Source organism: Mesorhizobium sp. M1295, assembly GCF_040318135.1.
Classification (GTDB): Bacteria; Pseudomonadota; Alphaproteobacteria; order Rhizobiales; family Rhizobiaceae; genus Mesorhizobium.
Genome location: NZ_JAMYLU010000013.1, coordinates 1 through 18,540, shown reverse-complemented (window position 1 = coordinate 18,540; position 18,540 = coordinate 1). Strand labels below are relative to the sequence as shown.

18 protein-coding genes and 3 pseudogenes are annotated in these 18,540 nt (G+C 60.2%); 14 read left to right on the top strand and 7 right to left on the bottom strand.

Annotation, left to right across the window (positions count from 1 at the left end; genetic code table 11):
- Positions 1 to 10 precede the first annotated feature (10 nt).
- The 3 genes from NKH29_RS18580 to NKH29_RS18570 form a co-directional block, all read right to left on the bottom strand.
- Complete coding sequence (locus NKH29_RS18580) at positions 11 to 2,038, bottom strand: conjugal transfer protein TraG (RefSeq protein WP_352803793.1); 2,028 nt, start codon at positions 2,036 to 2,038, stop codon at positions 11 to 13.
- Between the two features lie 425 nt (positions 2,039 to 2,463).
- Positions 2,464 to 2,706, bottom strand: a complete 243-nt coding sequence (locus NKH29_RS18575; RefSeq protein ID WP_352473685.1) for a GcrA family cell cycle regulator — start codon at positions 2,704 to 2,706, stop codon at positions 2,464 to 2,466.
- A 311-nt stretch (positions 2,707 to 3,017) separates the two neighbouring features.
- Entirely contained in the window at positions 3,018 to 3,251 is a 234-nt protein-coding gene (locus NKH29_RS18570) for a hypothetical protein (RefSeq protein ID WP_352457940.1), read from the bottom strand.
- A 20-nt stretch (positions 3,252 to 3,271) separates the two neighbouring features.
- Between NKH29_RS18570 and NKH29_RS18565 the strand changes: the two genes are divergently transcribed.
- Entirely contained in the window at positions 3,272 to 3,742 is a 471-nt protein-coding gene (locus NKH29_RS18565) for a KTSC domain-containing protein (RefSeq protein WP_353000258.1), read from the top strand.
- Between the two features lie 489 nt (positions 3,743 to 4,231).
- Here NKH29_RS18565 and NKH29_RS18560 read toward each other — a convergent pair whose 3' ends face one another.
- Positions 4,232 to 4,534 (bottom strand): hypothetical protein, encoded by a 303-nt coding sequence (locus tag NKH29_RS18560; RefSeq protein WP_353000256.1) that lies wholly within the window; start codon positions 4,532 to 4,534, stop codon positions 4,232 to 4,234.
- A gap of 176 nt (positions 4,535 to 4,710) precedes the next feature.
- On the opposite strand from NKH29_RS18560, the gene NKH29_RS18555 reads away from it, so the two are divergent.
- The 4 genes and pseudogenes from NKH29_RS18555 (at position 4,711) to NKH29_RS18545 (ending at position 7,222) form a co-directional block, all read left to right on the top strand.
- Entirely contained in the window at positions 4,711 to 5,049 is a 339-nt protein-coding gene (locus NKH29_RS18555; protein WP_352457937.1) for a hypothetical protein, read from the top strand.
- A gap of 1,070 nt (positions 5,050 to 6,119) precedes the next feature.
- Positions 6,120 to 6,273, top strand: a pseudogene (locus tag NKH29_RS18550) (diguanylate cyclase); the annotation flags it as partial.
- 143 nt (positions 6,274 to 6,416) lie between these two features.
- Positions 6,417 to 6,629, top strand: a complete 213-nt coding sequence (locus tag NKH29_RS32650) for a hypothetical protein (protein WP_502895030.1) — start codon at positions 6,417 to 6,419, stop codon at positions 6,627 to 6,629.
- A 308-nt stretch (positions 6,630 to 6,937) separates the two neighbouring features.
- Positions 6,938 to 7,222: a DUF982 domain-containing protein gene (locus NKH29_RS18545; protein WP_023680323.1), complete on the top strand. Its 285-nt coding sequence runs from the start codon at positions 6,938 to 6,940 to the stop codon at positions 7,220 to 7,222.
- Positions 7,223 to 8,068: 846 nt separating this feature from the next.
- On the opposite strand, the gene NKH29_RS18540 is transcribed toward NKH29_RS18545, so the two are convergent.
- Entirely contained in the window at positions 8,069 to 8,926 is an 858-nt protein-coding gene (locus NKH29_RS18540; protein ID WP_353000254.1) for an alpha/beta fold hydrolase, read from the bottom strand.
- 253 nt (positions 8,927 to 9,179) lie between these two features.
- On the opposite strand from NKH29_RS18540, the gene NKH29_RS18535 reads away from it, so the two are divergent.
- From NKH29_RS18535 to NKH29_RS18505, 6 genes and pseudogenes are all read left to right on the top strand, one after another.
- Positions 9,180 to 10,229, top strand: a complete 1,050-nt coding sequence (locus NKH29_RS18535; protein WP_353000252.1) for a YihY/virulence factor BrkB family protein — start codon at positions 9,180 to 9,182, stop codon at positions 10,227 to 10,229.
- A gap of 48 nt (positions 10,230 to 10,277) precedes the next feature.
- Positions 10,278 to 10,822: pseudogene (locus NKH29_RS32645) on the top strand (transposase); the annotation flags it as partial.
- Between the two features lie 237 nt (positions 10,823 to 11,059).
- Positions 11,060 to 11,407, top strand: coding sequence for a hypothetical protein (locus NKH29_RS18520; RefSeq protein ID WP_352457932.1), 348 nt, complete (start codon positions 11,060 to 11,062; stop codon positions 11,405 to 11,407).
- 4 nt (positions 11,408 to 11,411) lie between these two features.
- Positions 11,412 to 11,807 carry a phage holin family protein gene (locus NKH29_RS18515; protein WP_353000250.1) on the top strand — a complete coding sequence of 132 codons (396 nt, stop codon included), beginning with the start codon at positions 11,412 to 11,414 and terminating at the stop codon, positions 11,805 to 11,807.
- Positions 11,804 to 12,688, top strand: coding sequence for a hypothetical protein (locus NKH29_RS18510; protein ID WP_352706224.1), 885 nt, complete (start codon positions 11,804 to 11,806; stop codon positions 12,686 to 12,688). Before NKH29_RS18515 ends, NKH29_RS18510 begins: the two co-directional genes overlap by 4 nt.
- Entirely contained in the window at positions 12,685 to 13,449 is a 765-nt protein-coding gene (locus NKH29_RS18505) for a hypothetical protein (protein WP_353000249.1), read from the top strand. Before NKH29_RS18510 ends, NKH29_RS18505 begins: the two co-directional genes overlap by 4 nt.
- Before the next feature lie 718 nt (positions 13,450 to 14,167).
- Here NKH29_RS18505 and NKH29_RS18500 read toward each other — a convergent pair.
- The gene (locus tag NKH29_RS18500; protein ID WP_352924657.1) at positions 14,168 to 14,677 is read right to left on the bottom strand and encodes a ferritin-like domain-containing protein; all 510 of its coding nucleotides are present in this window, start codon (positions 14,675 to 14,677) and stop codon (positions 14,168 to 14,170) included.
- A gap of 655 nt (positions 14,678 to 15,332) precedes the next feature.
- Between NKH29_RS18500 and NKH29_RS18495 the strand changes: the two genes are divergently transcribed.
- Complete coding sequence (locus NKH29_RS18495) at positions 15,333 to 15,686, top strand: hypothetical protein (protein ID WP_023680319.1); 354 nt, start codon at positions 15,333 to 15,335, stop codon at positions 15,684 to 15,686.
- A 998-nt stretch (positions 15,687 to 16,684) separates the two neighbouring features.
- On the top strand, positions 16,685 to 17,068 hold the full coding sequence (locus NKH29_RS18490) for a hypothetical protein (RefSeq protein ID WP_352473695.1): 384 nt from the start codon (positions 16,685 to 16,687) through the stop codon (positions 17,066 to 17,068).
- Between the two features lie 334 nt (positions 17,069 to 17,402).
- On the opposite strand, the pseudogene NKH29_RS18485 reads toward NKH29_RS18490, so the two are convergent.
- Positions 17,403 to 18,169, bottom strand: a pseudogene (locus NKH29_RS18485) (IS5 family transposase).
- Positions 18,170 to 18,303: 134 nt separating this feature from the next.
- On the opposite strand from NKH29_RS18485, the gene NKH29_RS18480 reads away from it, so the two are divergent.
- Positions 18,304 to 18,459: a hypothetical protein gene (locus NKH29_RS18480; protein ID WP_353000247.1), complete on the top strand. Its 156-nt coding sequence runs from the start codon at positions 18,304 to 18,306 to the stop codon at positions 18,457 to 18,459.
- Positions 18,460 to 18,540: the final 81 nt, after the last annotated feature.

Here is an 18,540-nt window from a genome sequence, read left to right as displayed (position 1 = left end):
GGCGCGCCGTTCAGAAGCCGGGCACGATGTCCTTGTCGTCGCCCATTCCCTCGTTGAGGCCGTACGCACGTGCGGCGGTGGAAATCCGATCCATGACGCGCTTGTCGGCGAGCGTCTCGCAGTCATCGTCTGCGGGCGTGAACAGATCGCCCTGATCAGGCTCCTGGACGACGAGGGTCCGTTCTTCGCGCAGGCCCGGATGGCGCTGCTGCTGGACACCTCCGTCTTCGATTGCCGCGCCGGCACTGTCGTCGTCGCCAGCAAGACGCCGATCCACGCCGCGCACCTGTCCGCTCCAATCGTCCGGGCGCGACGTGGGCCGATCCGCGTAGGCACCGTCGCGCAGCACCGGCGAAGGCAGCACTCGCTCCGTGAAATTCGGATCCTGGTAATAACGCAACTTCTTGGCGCGAATCGGCGGCAATCCCGAAACCAGGATTAGCTCGTCAGCCTGCGGCAACTGCATCACCTCACCCGGCGTCAGCAGGGGGCGAGCGGTCTCTTGGCGGCTTACCATGACGTGGGACAACCAGGGCGCCAACCGATGGCCGGCATAGTTGCGCATCGATCTGAGTTCCGTCGCGGTACCGAGCGCGTCCGAGATGCGTTTGGCCGTGCGCTCGTCATTTGAGGAAAAGGCAATCCGCACATGGCAATTGTCGAGAATGGCGTTGTTCTCGCCATAGGCTTTGGAGATTTGGTTCAACGATTGCGCTATCAGATAAGCGCGGATGCCGTAGCCTGCCATGAAGGCGAGCGCAGTCTCGAAGAAGTCGAGCCGACCGAGCGCCGGAAATTCATCCAGCATCATCAGGAGCTGATGCTTGCGGCTCTTCTTTGGATCCCCCTCCAGGCGCTCGGTCAGCCGCCGGCCGATTTGATTGAGCACCAATCGCACCAGGGGCTTAGTGCGCGAGATATCCGACGGCGGCACGACCAGATACAGCGACATCGGTCGCTCGGCATCCACAAGGTCGGCAATGCGCCAGTCGCAGGCCGATGTTGCCGCGGCCACCGTTGGATCACGATAGAGCCCGAGAAACGACATGGCGGTCGAGAGAACGCCTGAGCGCTCGTTCTCTGACTTGTTCAGCACCTCACGAGCCGCCGAGGCCACGACCGGATGGACCTGAGGCTTGTCCACCGTGCCGAGGTGGTTTGTGGTCAGCATCCGCTGCAGTGTCGCAGCGAATGAGCGTTGCGGGTCCGACAGGAAGGTGGCGGCACGGGCGAGTGTCTTTTCCTCTTCGGCGTAGAGCACGTGCAAGATGGCGCCAACTAGGAGTGAATGACTGGTCTTCTCCCAATGGTTCCGCCGCTCCAGCGCGCCTTCCGGATCGACGAGAATGTCGGCGATGTTCTGAACGTCGCGGACCTCATCTGGACCTTTGCGCACTTCCAGCAGCGGGTTGTACCGCGCCGATCTCGGATCGGTCGGATTGAACAAGAGACAGTGCGAGAACTTCGACCTCCAGCCAGAGGTCAGCTGCCAGTTCTCGCCTTTGATGTCGTGAATGACGGCCGAGCCGGTCCAGGAAAGAAGGGTTGGAACAACGAGTCCGACGCCCTTGCCCGAACGTGTCGGCGCAAAGGCCATGACGTGTTCCGGTCCGTCATGGCGCAGATAGCGATAATTCAGTTCGCCAAGGAAAACGCCGGCCGGCTGAAACAGCCCCGCCTTCTCGATCTCCAGCTTCATGGCCCATCGTGAGGACCCATAGGTGGTGACCAACCCCCGCTGCCGTGCGCGCCAGAGGGACCCAGCTATCGCGGCGGCACAGCCCAGGAACCCGCTGGCTCCGGCAAGTATGCCAGCCTTGTCGAAGACTTCAGGCGCATAGGCGTCAAATTGGAACCACCATTCGAACAGTTTCCACGGCTGGTAGATCGGCCAGCCGACTGTCACAAACCATGGCGCGCCCAGTGGCGGCTGATAGGAGAGCATGTGGGCGCACCATTGGGTTGCAGTCCACACGCCAAGAATGACAATTGCGAATACGACAGCGATCTGCCCAATCAGCAACTTCGTGGGTGTCAATGGCTTGCTCCGCTCTTCTGGGCAGACGGACCAAACATCGCGCCGAGCGATGAGAATTCGAACGGCCGCTACGTGCGACTAGGTGCGATGACAAGGTTGATAGGCATTGTTCAGCTGCGAACAGCAAAAATCCGCCGCAGCAACCGATCGGCGGTGCCAGGTACGCGGTTTGGTCGCAGAAGATGTTGGGGCTTCAGGCGCGGGCACATTGAAGATGTGCTGACAGACAAACCTTTGGAGCCGACGCGTTTGTGCGATTAGCGAGCTGAAGGGCTCGGCGAGAAGTCGTCGTTCTCAATCGGGCGACGGGGATACATCGGCGAAGACGGCATAAGGCAGGATGGGCCAGACCGAGCCGACGGCAAGGTCGTAGCCAAGGCCTTGGAGCGCATAGCGCCTGGCCGGGAGGCCGCCGCCAGTCAGGCTTACGCGGCGCGTCGTTGAGCGAGGTGAAGACCCGAACGGGCTCGACGAGGGTCCACGGCGGTCACAATGTTGTGGTGGTGATCGCAGTAGACGCGATCCGGCGAAGTTGGCCCAGCACAAAAACGATAACCGCCAGGTACAGAAGCGTCTTCGCTCACCGGGAAGCGGCACTGATAGAGGCCTAGCTGAATGAGGGGGACGTCTCTCGAAGTTGGTCTGATATTTTCAGGATTTTCAGGCATGATGGTTTCCTAGTTCGTAGCAATTACCAGCTGACGGCCGCAGTGCGACCCGTCGGGACGAGCTTCTCTCGTTTTGGAGGGCTATGGGTCACCATATGGTGTTGGTAGCACCATCAATGAAGCCCTACGCCCTGCTTCTGAAGCCAATAGTTTGCGACTTAAGGCCACACGCGGACGCATTAGCAATCTACCATCGTGTCCCCGAGGCACTCGCCCGCCGCGGTTTGCCGGCGGCGGGGTGGCACTGGCTTGTGGGGCCCTAGGCCCACTCGCGGCGCTCGCACTCGATCTCGGTGCGGGTTTGCCGTGTCTCATCGCCCTGTCAGCGCCTTGCAAATGAGCGAAACCAAGCTGTCGCGCGCTCGCTCGTGGAGTGCGCCTTTCGGCCGCCATGCAAGGAAATCATCAACGCTCATCCAATCAGCCGGGTTTGTGTCGGCGTCTGGCTGGCTGAATTCCACATACAGATGCAGTTCGTCCGGCACGAAGACGACCCTCCACGATCCTTTGATGTCATTGGCAAGATTATAGGCGAGGACGGCCATGGCGGGGCACTCCTTTCGCCGTGGAGCGTGCCTATCTCACGGGAAAATTCCATCGCCAGAAGTTGGTATTGACGCTCCCGCTTTCTCAGAAATCCAACGTCCGCATGATGCTGAAAGGTGCGGCTAGCTTTTTGTGTATCCTGGTTGGAACACGGGACCGCCGCGCAAGTTCGGTGCACGCAGCCATTCCTCCCCTCCAGGTATTGCTGCAGATCGGTATCCCGATCGGCCCGCGCTCCCCGCAAGGGCGCGGGCCTCGGCCTGTGGTGCTCATGCCATCTACTTCGATCCGCAAGATGGAATATGATCTGGATAGAAGGACCCTCTCGGTGTGGTTCGTCGCCAGCGGCAAGCGGTACGAGTTTGAGGGGGTACCGCCGGAAACCTTTGCCGCGTTCCGGGCCGCGTTCGCCAAGGGCCGCTATTTCAACGACCACATCCGCAACAATTTCCGCTACCGTCTGGTTGCGAGCGATAGCGACCCGGGATGACCTGACCTGCCGGCGGCTCAATCGTCCTGTCGCTCCAACCGGCGGTTGGTGGACGCGTTGCCGCCGTTGCGCTTAGGGTTGGTTACGGTCCGCGCTCACTTGGCAAGCCCACCCCGCATCCCCCCGCCTGGTGCAAAGCGTTTGATCGGTCCCGCCGTTCTGGCAGTGCGGCGGGACTTTTTTGCGGTCCAGGTGGAGCATCGGCGCGCGGGGAAGGCGCGGTGCACGCAGCACCCTTTTCTCATCCAACGTACGTCGGTGGCGCGCTGAAGGGTCTCAATGACGGTCTGCCGCCGGAACTCAACTAGCTGGACTATTGCTCGACCGGAAGCGGCTCGTGCTGCGGCTCAGCGTGGTGGAAGACCTGTCCAAGATCGCGCGCGTCGAACGTTTTGGCCGCAGACTGGGCAGTAGACCAAGTGCTTCGACTCGTCCTCTACCGGCCCGTCATGCGGCCTGCCCTCATAGCCTGTCGCGATGTTGTCGGTTCTAATCCGGGGCAACGACAAGTGCCTTTCGTCGTTTTGGCGGCCGATATTTCTCCATTAGCCGGACCTTGTCACGGTCGACCGTGACCAGCGGCCCGAGGTCGACCGTCACGGTGTCCTCGTCGATGCGCGTGACCTCACCTTTCAGGTCGATTTGCTGGCCTCGGTTCACCTTGGTGTGATCGATGATGGAATGTGGGAAGTCGTAACCTGGGATAGAGACGCTTACGCGGTCCTCTGTTATCCGCGTCAGAACCCTGGCCGTAATCGCCACCTGGTCACCAATGCCTATTCCCCGAGCCATGCCATGGATTCTGGTGCGGGCAGTGTCTTCTTCAAGAGGCTTCTAATATACGCCGGCCATCCTAAGGCTGACCTACGACCAGAGTTACAAAAGTTGAACTTCATCGGGGAACACTCCTTCTGTCTGCCTGTTCAATTTGCCAGGCGCATCCCGCGCATTCAGACAGGAGAAAGAAGATGAAACGCATCCTTTTGGCTTCGGCCGTGCTGGCGGTGTCGGCCGGGCTTTCCTTTGCCCAGACGACCAGCGGAACTTCGAGCGGAACCTCGACCACCACAACCATGCCCAGCACGACGGATCAGGGCACCGGCACGACGAGCAGCGGGACCAACATGTCCGGCGATCAGGGCACCGACACGACCACCACCAGCGGCACCACAAATCCGAACTCGGCCAGAGACTGCGCGCCCGGCCAGCAGACTGGCAGCGCTCAGCAGGCGGCGCCTGGTCAGCAGGACACGACAGCCAACACCGCCGCGCCGGGCCAGGTGAAAAAGACCGACGAAGGTTGCTGATTGGCACATCGGCTCAGGTTGGGAATCACCAGCGTGTGGCTGGCTGATCTCCCCCGACCACCGCCTGAACTCAACTCGGCTGGCGAGCAAGTTCCCGCCAGCTCAACGTTCTGATGCTGAAAATACTGGACCAGATCTATGCGGTCTCACCGTTAGCGCCAGCGAAGCGACGACACCGGGGCGGGACAGGCGAGGCCGCTACAGCTCCAGGCTTGTCTTCCCGGTGCGCACGGCGTCGACGACTTCGCGCATCGAGTCGAGGACGAGCTGCCGACGATCCGCATGCGGATCAGCAACTCAGGGTCGATCGAGGGACGGCCGACCGGGCAGGCCGCACCCTAATACCCAAGCGGAAAGGCCACGCCCACGCCTGGACACGGCCAGTGTATATCGGCGGGCTGCTTGCCAATGAGCTCTAGTGATGTCGAGCGCCCGCTGCGCCGATATGAGCGTGGAGGCCACGAACAGGCGTATCAAAGGTCTGGCCTGATCGCGCCGGCTGATGATGCGCATAAAGGCCTGGGGGCCAGGCATCAGCGGCTCGGCCGTCGCCACGATCTCGGCCTGCCGCCACTTGTAGAAGGGCGCCAGATACTGGCGGATGGCCTTTAGCGTAGCGTCATGCTGGAGCGCCAACGGATCGGGATCGATGCCGTCAAAGGCGACAAGACCAAGTACCCAGGACGGAAGCCAGCAGCGATGGGGAAGCGCGACAAGATCGTGAAGTTGGATGCCGAGGGCATGACCAGAACAGCGATAGCCAAAGGAACTGGGGGTCAGTGAGCGGAGCGTTTATCCGGCGCTTCAGGGGACCGGTGAGCGCCTATAGGTGACCACTAGGACTACGAGGCGAATTAGGCCCCACCAGACTATGAAACGCTCCTCTCCTAAGCTGACCCGCGCTCTTCCGTATCTTGACCCTCAGCTTCAGACGCCTGTCGAGGAAGTGTTCGACGCTGGCCATCACCCGTGCGCCCGCACGCTCGCTGCGAACATAGAGGGCAGTCGTCGGCGTAGCGAACGAAGCAGTGCTTGCGTCGCTCCAGTTCCTTGGCGAGTTCGTCCAGCATTCCGACTTTGAAACATGGCTGATTTCCACACAGTCGCGGCGGGGCAAGACCGGCTTTTAAGCGGTTGAGACGGATCATGGATGGTCGCTGGCTCTGGATGACGGAAACGGATCAAAACGACGGCTGGATGCTCTGCATAGCCAACGAGATCACAATCTGCGGCTTCGGAAGCGAGGCTAGTCTCCATGACGTCAGGGCACGCCGCCGCTTCCGGTCTGCCAGTCTGGCGCATGTGTCAACAGTTCCGAGCCGAAGCACTGCACCGCCCTCCCAGCCAAAGAAAGTTGGCTCGCCCGACTGGCAGAAGAAGGCCTCGATGCTTCGCGCCTTCGCGGGGCCGTCAGCCAGACCATCGCCGGTGAGCCGCCGAAGGAACGTGGCATCCTTGCCGCGCTGCGCCGATCCCGCTGCCGGAGCCGATCTCCAGGTCAAGATCTGATGCGACATCTGCTCGATACAAACCGCCTCGGAGCCCCTGCTCTAAAGGACGGCCCAACGAAACGACCATAATCTTTTCATCTCCTCCCTCACAGCCGTCGAATTCGTCGCGGTGTGCTTGAGAAGCCGTCGGGCAAGCGGCGTGACGAGCTCGAAAAATAGTTCGCGGCGTCGGACGGTGCACAGATGCTTTTTGCCGGCCGGGTCCTGTTGTACGACGAGAGGATGGTCCGGCTAGGCAAAGTGCCGGGCCCAAGGAGAGCCAGCTCAGCCTCAATCGAATCGGCCAGCGGTTCTTTGAATTCGCGGTAATCCACATTCATGCAACCACTGCCCTTGTCTTCGCGTTTAGCTGCGTTCAATCGTGGGGAGCGACAAGAATGCGGGCCTTCAGTCCAATTACAATCTGCCTCAATCGCAACCTGACGGTGGTCGCGTCCATAGCCGACGCAATGAAGGTGCTTCAGCAACCATGGCCTAGAATGGGAAAGCCGGGGCGGCTCAACGCGATCCGAATGGTCGAGGAGTCCCTCGCCGGGCATTGCAGCCAGCAAGCTGCGCTCGAGGCCTTCAAGGCGGCGGCGGCTGAACAGGGACTCCTTAGAACAAGAGGGACCACCGCAGGTCTGGGGAAAATTGCGCGGATGGTTGAAGATCTGATGTGAGGTCATGCCGGCCTCGCTAACACTGAAGAACCGCCCCACTTGAAGCCCGAAATACTGCCTTCTCCCGCGGCAGCCGAAACGCCTCAAACGGGCTATTAGCCTGGACGTGAGAAGGCCCTGGCTTCGTCCGGGACAGCCAGGACCCAAGTCGCGGCGGTGGCAACTAATCTGGTGGTGGCCGTCAGATGGTTCAGCCAGGTCGGCACGAGAACCGAAGATAACCGGGACTGTGCCGGCGTCGGCATTCGCAAAGAGGGGCACTCTGCATCGTTCTCGATGGCTAATCAGCAGGAAGGAACGTCTTGGCCTCTTTGGCAGCAGCCTCGAAGGCCTGACGGACCTCCCCCGGGGTCAGCCGCCCCTAAAATGCGTCGGCGCAGGACTGGATCGCCAGCTTCCACTTCGGTCCCCTCTTCGGCCACTTCATGTTCCTCGGCGGCTCCCTTGACGTGGCTCACCCCGTAGGTGAGCCCAGGTCGGTTGGCCCTGACGTAGACCGGAGGGGATAACCGGAGTGCCATGAGGGGGAACTTAGGCGGGAAGAGCCCGTTGACCAACCCAGCTGTAGGCGCGGATAGGGGAACGATGTGGGCCCCTCGCGGATTTAGAGGTTGCAGCGGTCGTTCTTCGGATGTGCAGCCGCTGTGGCGGGGGTCCGTCGCCTCTCCTTGCTGGCGGCGGGCTCCGCAAAGCGCGGTGTTGGTCGGAGACAATGGAACCTTATACCGCAATCCAACTTAGCTAGTTGTAATGTCCCCTCCTCTTTTGCAGCAGCCAGGAATGCCCTGCAGGCCTCCTCCGGCTCCATCTGACGCTGCCCCCAGTTTCTATCCATTTTTGAGTTCCTCAGCCCTCCAGGAACGCCAGAAGCGCCGCATTCACCGCGTTGCTCTCTTCGCGTTGAACCCAATGCGTCCCCTTCTCGAAAGTCTGCAGGCGGCCATCGTCGCAAAGGGCGAGACTGCGCTTGGCCAGCCCGGATTCCAGAGCCTGGTCCCGCATCCCCCAGATTACAAGAGTGGGCGTCGTGATCCGCTCCTTCAGGCTCGGGCGAAAGCGCAGGGCGCGATACCAGTTGAGCATGTTGGTCAGCGCCCCCGGCCGCTCCCAGGCCTGCCGATATTCTGCAATCTCCTCTTCTTCGAAGGCGCCTGCCCGGCTGGATGTCCTGAGTGCTCGTGCGAGCAAGGCCGAGCGGCGCGCACCCAAAACGGCTTCGGGCAGCAAGGGGATCTGGAAGAAAACCGCGTAGCTGCTCCGCAGAAACTGCGTCGGAGATCGCTGGGCATGGGTAAACAGCACCTCGGGATGGGGCGCATTCAGGATGACGAGCTTGTCCAGGCGATGAGGCAAGTTTGCCCCGGCGGCCCAAGCGACGATGCCGCCCCAGTCATGGCCGACGAGGTGAAACCTTCCGATGCCGAGCGCGTCGGCCAGGGCGACGACATCGCCGAGGAGCTTGGGGAGCGTGTACTCGTGGATGCCCTCGGGCTTGTCGCTGGTGTTGTAGCCCCTCTGGTCGGGAACGATGACCCGATATCCGGCGGAAGCGAGCGTACGGATCTGCCGTCTCCAGCCGATCCAGAAGTCCGGGAACCCGTGCAGGAGCATGACCGGCTTACCCTCGGCAGGCCCGGCCTGAACGACATGAAGCCGAATGCTTCCGGCGTTGACGAACTGATGTTCAGGCGCGAGTGAGATCATGGCTGGTAACGTGGGTGTCGTTAAAGTGATCCAGCGCAATGAGGATTTAGATCAGGCTGCGTCGTCCCGACAACATGCACGCTCAGCCGTCGCATCCTCCGCCAGATGGGCATGGGAGCCGAAGGGCCAAGTGGGGATGGCGCAGGTGTTGGTACAGGCGGCGGATCTTTATTTGTAAGCGCAGGTCTGCACCTGCATCCTTTGGCGCTATTATACGTTTGCCCCGCGAAGAAGATGCTCCGGACCGGCGGCCATGTCGAAGAAAACAACCGAGGACGCTTACGAAGGTCAAGTGCAACTTGAGCGGCGGGCCGAACGGGAGAGCCGCGGACGCAATGCCGAATGGCCGTCAGAGATTCCTGGCCGCGGCTGGAAGGACGTGCTGTGGCGGGTCTTCGCTGAGCTCACCGAGGACCGTGTTATGCTTATCGCGGCCGGGGCCGCATTCTATCTGCTTCTTGCCCTCTTTCCAGCGCTTGCCGCCTTCGTGTCCATCTACGGTTTCGTCGCCGATCCTCAGACCATCGCTGAGCACGTTGCGTTCCTTGGCGGCGTACTGCCCTCGGGAGGTCTGGATATCATCAGATCTCAGCTTGCGTCCTTAGCCGCTCAGAAGACTGGCGCGCTCAGCTTCGGCTTCATCTTCGGCCTTGCCGTCACACTGTGGAGCGCCAGTAACGGCATAAAGACGCTATTCGAAGCCATGAACATCGCCTACGAGGAGAGAGAAAAGCGCGGCTTCATTCACCTGAATCTCCTGGCCTTGGGCTTCACACTTGGCGCCATCCTCATTGGCATCGGCTTTATCGTCTCGGTGGGGATTGTGCCGGCCGTGCTTGCGCTGCTGAACCTCGGCGGCTGGATCGAAGCCCTTGTGCGGATCCTTCGGTGGCCGATGATGCTCATCATGGTTGGCGTCGGGACCACGCTGATTTACCGCTACGGGCCCAGCCGTGAAAGGGCAAAGTGGAAATGGGCGACATGGGGCGCCTTCCTCGCGGCTGTGGTCTGGATCGCAGTCTCGATAGGATTCTCCTACTATCTTGAAAACTTCGCCAACTACAACGCGACGTATGGAGCCCTTGGGGCAGTCATCGGCTTGATGATGTGGACTTGGATTTCTGTGATTATCCTGGTTGTAGGTGCGGAGCTAAATTCCGAGATGGAGCATCAGACAGCGATGGACACCACCACAGGTGCGCAGCAGCCGATGGGTGCGCGAGGTGCCACGGTCGCCGACACACTGGGCGGACCGGCCGATGCCGCCGACCAGCAGTCGCGTTTGGACGAGCGCAACGCGTAGCGCGCAGAGCAATTTGCACGCCATCGTCAAGCGGCTGCAGCCGAGCGTGAGCAACGGCTCAAGGCGCTGGTCGCCCGGCTTGCCCAGGTGACTGGCGATCTCACCATCCAGAAGCAACGCAAAAGCATCGTCGCCGATGCCGAAACCTCGCCAGCCTCGACGAGGTTCATTGTTCTGCTCAAGCGTCAGAGCCGCCGACTTGAAGGGCGAGATCGCTCGCTACTCGACGACGATCCGCTGTGGGCCTGTCTCGATCAGGTCTTCGGTTCGGTCAAGGGCCCCGCGTACTCCTGATGGCCGAGTTGTCCGAGATTGACACCTTTCCAATAAGGCCATCGCCAAACTCGTGGGCTTGGCGCCGATCGCCAATGACAGCGGCAGACGCAGCGGTCGAAGACCGGTGCGCGGCGGCCGTAAAGGTCCGCGCTCCATCCTTTTCCTCATCGCGCTCACCGTCGCCAGATATGATCCCCCCGCGCCTTCAGACAGGAAAGGAAAAGATGACTATTCGCATTGCGCCCGCCCGCAAGCTACCCATCATTCCCAATGCAAAAGCACGCGATGCGCGCCACGAGTTCGCAAACGCAACTTGACACCCCAGATAGTCACTCATTGGGAACCAACGTGCCTTACCTCCGTTTGCTCCTCGAATGGAGGAAACCATGAACAACCGGAATTCTGAACGGCGTCCCCCGACTGCGGTAAGAGCTGGTGACGGTACCTCGGAAGACATAGGAGCGACCGTAAGCGGCACGTTATCCAAAGCGTCCGACATAGCGCAAGGGGCAGCGGAAACCGCCAAACGGGCGGCCGTTGGTGGCGCGTCCACCGTGACCAATCAGGTGAAGGAGATGTTGGACCGTCAGGTCGGCAGCGGCGCCGAGGTGATGGGCCAACTGGCGAGTTCGACCAAGCGTGCGGCCGAGGACCTCGACGCAAACGCACCGATAGTCGCTGGGGTCGTGCGCACCTTCGCGAATAGGCTTGATGGATACGCAGACGACCTGCGAGACAGGTCCGTCGATCAGCTGGTTCTTGCAGCGTCCGATTTGGCGAGGCGCAAGCCGGGTTTGGTGTTTGGGCTGGCCGCCGTAGCGGGCTTTTTGACGTTCCGCACACTGAAGAGCGCGCCTCCCGCACCAGAGTCCAACAAGGGAAGGCGGCAGGGAGCGAACTGATCTGATGGCACAGGAACAACTGAAGAATTCGCCTCTCCCTCAAGCGCTGTCGGCAGTGTTGGCGGACGTCGCGGACCTCTTTCAAAAAGAGTTGCGCCTGGCGCATGCGGAGCTGTCCGCCAACGTCTCAACGAAGCTCCAAGCAGGTGTGTGGATGTCTGCTGCTGGCGGGCTGGGAGTGGTCGCCGCTCTGCTTCTAGTGCAAGCCCTCGTACTTGGAATAGCCAGCTTAGGGATGGCCCTGCACTGGTCGTGTCTGATCGTCGCGGCCGCAACGGCCCTCGCCGCTGCTTTCGCCTACTATCGGGGCCGCGCTGATGCGCAAAAAGAACTTCTGCCGACACACTCCATAAGCCAAATAAAGCAGGATATTGCGACAACCAAGGAGCAATTAACATGAGCCGCAATTCACAGGTCCAGGATTTTGGAACGAAAGAATGGCTTCTCAGCTCCGCTAGGAACAATCCCGAAGGCCTTCTGCTCGTCGCAGCAGGGTGCGCGCTGCTAATGCGCAGCCGCAGTTCAAGTGCCGGGCATCGCGAGCAATCCCGTGCAACCGACGGGCGCCAAAATGCTCCGCACGTACGCACCGCCAGCGGCGGGGCGTCCAAAGCGCAGGAAGAGGCTAGCGAGACAGCAGAGGCCATGCGCGACAATTTAGCCGGCATTGGGGAGAAGGTGAGTGAAACCGCAAGTCAGTACGCATCATCCGCCGCGTCATACGCAGAACAGGCCGGTCGCTCCGTATCCGAGAAGTCAGGGCGCGTGGTGCAGCAAGCCCAATCAACGTTGCAAGACACGATTGGCCGCATGGTGGAAGAACAGCCATTGGCTTTTGTTCTGGCCGGCTTCGCAGCTGGTGCCGCTATAGCTGCTGCTTTGCCGGCCAGCGATGTCGAGAGGCGCACGCTCGGCCCAGCAGGAGAGCGATTGACGGATGCTGCTGAAAAAGCTGGGGAACGCTTGAAGTCCTCGACAGCAAAGGCGGGCGAACGGCTCAAAAGCGCCGCCGAGGAACATGGGCTGAATTCGGACGGCCTGAAGGAGGTCGCAAGGGACGTTGCGGGCGCCTTTGGAAGCGCCTTGTCAGAAGAGCAATCAAGTGAACCCGTGCAGCCGCCTTCGCCAAGCCCAAGTGGATCGAGCGGTTCATCCACTCCGGCCGCCAAGCTGCAACCGGGCAGCGCCACCCCTTCGGAAGGAATAACGGCCAAATCGCAGCGGTCGGGCAACGCTCGGTCGAGCAAACCTGCCCGCCCCGGTGGCAAGAGAGATTTATGATGGCCGATCCGCAAATTGAGCATCTTGAATACGAAGTTGAGGCTGCCCGGGCTAAGCTCGCCGAGGACTTGTCGACACTTCGGTCGCCAAACACGCTCTCCGAATTTACCGATGATTTGAAACACGAAGCGCTTGAGGCAAAGGATGCGCTGGTGGAGAAAGCAAGAGCCTCAATGCAATCGGTGGCGCAGGCGATTATTGACGATCTCAAGGCCAAGGCGGCTGCCAATCCGAGCGCTGCTTTGGCGATTGGGGCCGGTTTGGGGTGGCGTTTCCTCCGCCATCCGCCGATCGCAACTGCACTCGTCGGAGCGGGATTGATCAGCTTGTTGCGGACCAATTCAGCCCGGCCACCCAGCGAGCAGCAGGTTGATCACCTATCGTACGCCAAGGAGCGCCTGAAGGAGCAATCTAGCGATTTGGCGGAAAGCGTCAGTGATTTCGCTCTTGAAACGGCTGGCAAAATAAAACGCGAAGCTGCCGAGTTGACCGGCGTGGCCAAGGAAACTGTTAAAGAGAAGACAGAACGTCTGGCTGCGGGTATCCGCCATAGCGGCGTTGGGCCGCACCAGGGCGAGACTGTCGCAAAAGCATCCGCACCCTTCGATGAAGCTTCGTTAGCTGTTCAAGACGCATCGGGCAATGAGCATACCGAGGACAAACTCCTTCTGGCGGCGGCGGGTTTGGCAGTCGCCGCGGCTGTCGGCTTTGCCTATCAACGACGTCTGAATGAGCAGATGGACACCGACCGAACTGGATGAGCGTAGACAGAGGTCATTGCAGAGAAACAGTCGTCCTGAAGGCAAAGTATGATGCCGCGCTCACATTTATCGAGTCCCGACGAGTTCAGCCATCGGATTGCATATTCTGGAACCACGGACGGCGCGATGACGATGCGCACGGCGGAGAAGATCGGACAAAGCGGTCAACTCCTTCGAGCATGATGATCGTCGGCCGGTCGGTCACGGCCTTCAGCGAAACCGCCAGCGACCGGCTGAGCGGAATTCACCCCGAAAACCGTGCAAGTGCTGCCGACCCCATAACGTGAGCGCAACAGCGCGCTCTGTCCGCTGTCAGGACGAACTTTCTTCGATCCGGCTTGGCGCTGCCGGTGCCCGCGCACGCACTGCTCAGTGATCAGGGACGAGTGTTCTCGGGCATTCCGCTATCGCGACCTCGTTTCGAACGTTTTAACACGCCCCCTCAAGCTTGATCTCGCCGAGCGCTGCGCTAGACTAGCCCTTCCGATCTTGGCTAGACTAGTGCCAATGCGTATTCGACCAGGCTTGCGCAAACGAACGCTTCAACTCTCTAAGTGACGACGCCGCAATATTAGCATCGCTCGTCGTTGCAATTTCTCGAAATGCGCAGCTCGACGACCGCCTGCTAGGCGTGTTCGTTGCCCAGCGTTCACGAAGGGGGACGCGCTAGCGGACGAATCCCGATCACCCAGTTCACGGTCACTACGTTCCTACCCGATCACCGCTTGGCGCTGTCGCTGTCCGCTTCGGCCCGCGCAAGGAACTGCTCGGTTGTTGAGGGAAGACGGGTTTTCAGCCAATCCGCCATCGCGACTTCCTCTCGCAGATTCTCTTCGCAAGCCCGAAGAGCCTCCGTTTCGCCGAGCGATCGAGCAGCGGCAATCAGGATCGTGTAGGAGGCGATTTCCATGTGCTCGAACGTGTAGCTCGCGAGCGATCCTTTCATCACCTCGTCTCCAGCGAAGACGCCGCTCAGCGATTGCGCCATCGCCGTCAGCTTACCGCCAGCGTCCTTCATCGTGGATGAACCCTCGTCCATCTGATCGAGACAAGTCTTCAGCCGGGCAGCCTGCTGCTTCGTCTCGTCGAGGTGCTGTCGGATCCGGTCGCTCAGCTCGGGATAGTTCTCGATGCGACCCAACTGCCCGTTCAACATCGTTTCGGCCTGCTCTTCCATGGCATGGGCATCTCTAAGCCATTGGACAAACCATTCGCGGCTTTCTGACATCTCGAATCTCCTTTGCGATCTAAGGAAACTTTCAGAAGAGGACATTGTTCCGGAGTAGAGCCCGCCGAACGGGCCTTGACCGTCGCAGAGATCAGCGTCGTGGCGGGTCTCAATTCACCTCGCGAAAAATCCTGCAGCGATGCGTGGAAAAGGCCAAGATCGCGGAAGATCGGCGCAAGGAAAACGGCCCGTGGACGCTCGCCGCTGCGCCGCTCCATCACAAAGTCCAACTGGCACTGGCCGCTTCCTGGCCATCCGACGCGGCGACATACGGCGACATATTGAAGGTCCCGCATGGCATACCGAGACCGCTGTCTGTCGTTCCTAGCAAGTAAGAACGGCAAGCAGATGAAGCTACGGGCGGTCGGCGAAGCTGAAGTGGATTCTCGACGAGGCGCTGATCGCGGCCGCTGGCGCTCCGCATTGAGCCTTGTGCCCCACCGCGCCACCGCAGTCACAAGGAACGCGACGGCCTCTCCGCTCGTTGATTGCTTTTCGACTCGAGCCGCCGTCATGAGGTTCTAATATACGCCGGCCATCCTAAGGCTGACCTACGACCAGAGTTACAAAAGTTGAACTTCATCGGGGAACACTCCTTCTGTCTGCCTGTTCAATTTGCCAGGCGCATCCGGCGCATTCAGACAGGAGAAAGAAGATGAAACGCATCCTTTTGGCTTCGGCCGTGCTGGCGGTGTCGGCCGGGCTTTCCTTTGCCCAGACGACCAGCGGAACTTCGAGCGGAACCTCGACGAGCGGAACCTCGACCACGACGACCATGCCCAGCACGACGGATCAGGGCACCGGCACGACGAGCAGCGGGACCAACATGTCCGGCGATCAAGGCACCGACACGACCACCACCAGCGGCACCACAAATCCGAACTCGGCCAGAGACTGCGCGCCCGGCCAGCAGACTGGCAGCGCTCAGCAGGCGGCGCCAGGTCAGCAGGACACGGCAGCCAACACCGCCGCGCCAGGCCAGGTCAAAAAGACCGACGAAGGTTGCTGATTGGCACATCGGCTCAGGTTGGAATCACCAGCGTGTGGCTGGCTGATCTCCCCCGACCACCGCCTGAACTCAACTCGGCTGGCGAGCAAGTTCCCGCCAGCCGAGCATCAGTTTAGGAACCTTTGCGCTTGCTTGTGCTTTCAGTGGGGCACGCGTGGTTTCTTTTGCTTTCGGTCAGATAGTTATCCGTCTGCTCGCGCATCTTGCCTGAAGGGAGCTGCGGTCGCGCTCAGAGGAGAGCCGCGCTGTATTGCCGATAGCGCTAGAGCGAAGAAGCCCTACGGCAACCGGCAGTTGGACTGACACCAAGTTGGCTCCGAGAGCGTTGGGAACAGCCTGGCACGGCACGTTGCTCAGTTTGGACCTTCGCAAAGGATGCATGGAATGGCGAAAGACGTTTCTCGCGAGGAAGAGCAACGCGGCACCGGAAAGGTCCTCATCTGGGGCGCCGCGATCGCCCTTGTTCTCTTTGTTGCCCTGCTGGCCATATTCGTTCTGGGATAGTCCTGACTGCTGCAGCAGGATCTAACTTGGGTGCACGACGTTCTGAGCCTAGAGAGCTGCAGAGCCTACTTGGATCTTGAGCACCGTGGGGTTGAATGCAAGCTCCCGTGTGGTGCAAGTGACTGCTAGGCTTTCGCGGTTTTGGTGTCCTCTTCGGTTTAGATGCCGCGGGCCGACGTCACAGCAAGTGCGGCCTTCAGGCGCTGCTCCCGAAGCCGCGGTCTTTGCGTCTCGTGCCGCACGCTCAATGTCGGTCAATCCTCGTGCAGCATCCGAGGCGCGCTCGTCTCTGGCTTGTCTTTCTTTCTCGGTAGGCAACTTCCTACACTCCGATGTGCCAGCACAGTCGGCTGTCGGCACCCAACCATGGTCGCCATATCGTATTCCACGCCAACAGAAAAAACCCGCCTCGACTGCCGCTGAGCGCGCGCATCCCCGCCTCTGGAACGCTTCAAACACTTTGCCGTTGTTAAAGGCACCTGCAGGAGCCAGGCATGAGAGTATTCCAACGAATTTTGCCGCTCGCCGTGTTCGCGTTGCAACTCTTTGCCGTGCAGTCATTTGCTCAGACCGAGCAGCAAGATCTTCCGGGGCAAGGCGCATCATCGACAACCGAAGATGCCGAGGATGTCGGCGTCGACGTTTCGCTTGGCAGGCACGAAGTGAAACAGCAGATCGCACGGGAGCTTGGAATCTCCGAGGTGGAAGTGCCTCTGGCAGTTCATGTGCCTATCGAGCTCGCCAAGCGGGTCTGCGAGAAAGAGGTATTCGACGCACGCGCCAATGTGAACCGAAGCTGCACCGCGACGAAATACATCCCGGAAATTGCCGAAGCAGCACGAAATCGTCCGCAAACCTCTGCCGTTCCGGAGCAATAGGCGAAGACGAATACTATGGGATAAAGAAGGGGTGCTTGGCTACTCTGGGCGATCGACAAAGCGCCGCCCCGAAAGTGTGGAGCGCTTGCGCGTAAGTTTTCAGGCAGCGTCGATACCGCTTGGCTTCCCCAGAGGATGAATCAGTTTGGGGCCGTATGCTTCGACAAAAGGCGCACACCAGATTGCGAAGGCAACCTTCGACCGGTAGAGGCGGACACTGCTTGTTAGCAGCATCTTGATGATCGTCAAACTGACGAGCTTCTCTGGTCAGCATAGTAGCTTTTTGAGACTCCCGGCCCTTTTAGGTATACTTTCCCCTGACTGTCGACAATTGTTAGGACGTAGACTCATTACCGCGTAACCAGATGCGGATTGCGACGAGTTTGAGGGCGGCGAGATAGTTCTCGGCGAGCTTGTCGTAGCGGGTGGCAATACGGCGGAACTGCTTGGCCTTATTGAAGAAGCGCTCGACGAGGTTTCGCGCCTTGTAGAGGAAGGGGCTGAAGCAGATCGGATCCTTGCGGTTGGCTTTGGGCGGAATGTTGGCCCAGGCCTTTCGCTCGGCGACGGCTGTCCGCAGGGCGTTGGCATCATAGCCCTTGTCGGCGAGCAGCATGGCACCCTCGGGCAAATCCGTGATCAAGTCCGTTGCGGATGTGATGTCACTCATCTGACCTGCTGTGAGTATCAGCTTGATCGGCCTGCCTTTGGCGTCCACAAGAGCATGGATTTTGGTTGTCAGCCCGCCTCGTGATCGACCGAGACAATGATCTCGATCCCCCTTTTTGCCGTCGCGCCCTGCTGATGGACGCGAACAATGGAGGTGTCGATCATCTGTACCTCGTCGTCATGGGCTTTGGTGATGTTGGCCATGAGGCGGTCCCACACACCTGCTTTCCGCCATCGGACAAACCGATTGTAGCAGGTGGTGCGTGGGCCGTATCGCTCTGGCAGATCGCGCCATGGCGCACCGGATCGCAGCACCCAGAAGATGCCGTTCAGCACCCGCCGATCATCTACGCGCGGCACCCCTCGCGGCTTGTTGGGCAACAGGGGCTCGATCACGCGCCATTCGAAATCGGTCAGATCATATCGGCTCATTGCCGAGCCTGAATCAGATTCTGTCGCAATGTGGAAGTCTCGGTCGACAACGACCTATTGCTGACTTACGCCCAAGAAGGATATGTTGCGGCAGCACGCGTAGGCATCCGCCTCACCATCGCGGCGCATGTTTCATGAAAGAAAATAAGAGATTCTACTCGCTCATGCACGCGGTCTGTGCCGGTCATGGCTATTGTGGAGGAATGCACGGCGACAAGTTCATGGATGTCATCGATTTTATTCCTCAATCTGGTGATGTTACAGCGGATCAATTCGTCGAATGGGTGTAAGCGCTATTTTCGCTGCACGTTGACGCGGGGGCTTTCGACGGATGGCCTTCGAATCGGGAACGGTATCTGGTCTGATCAGGC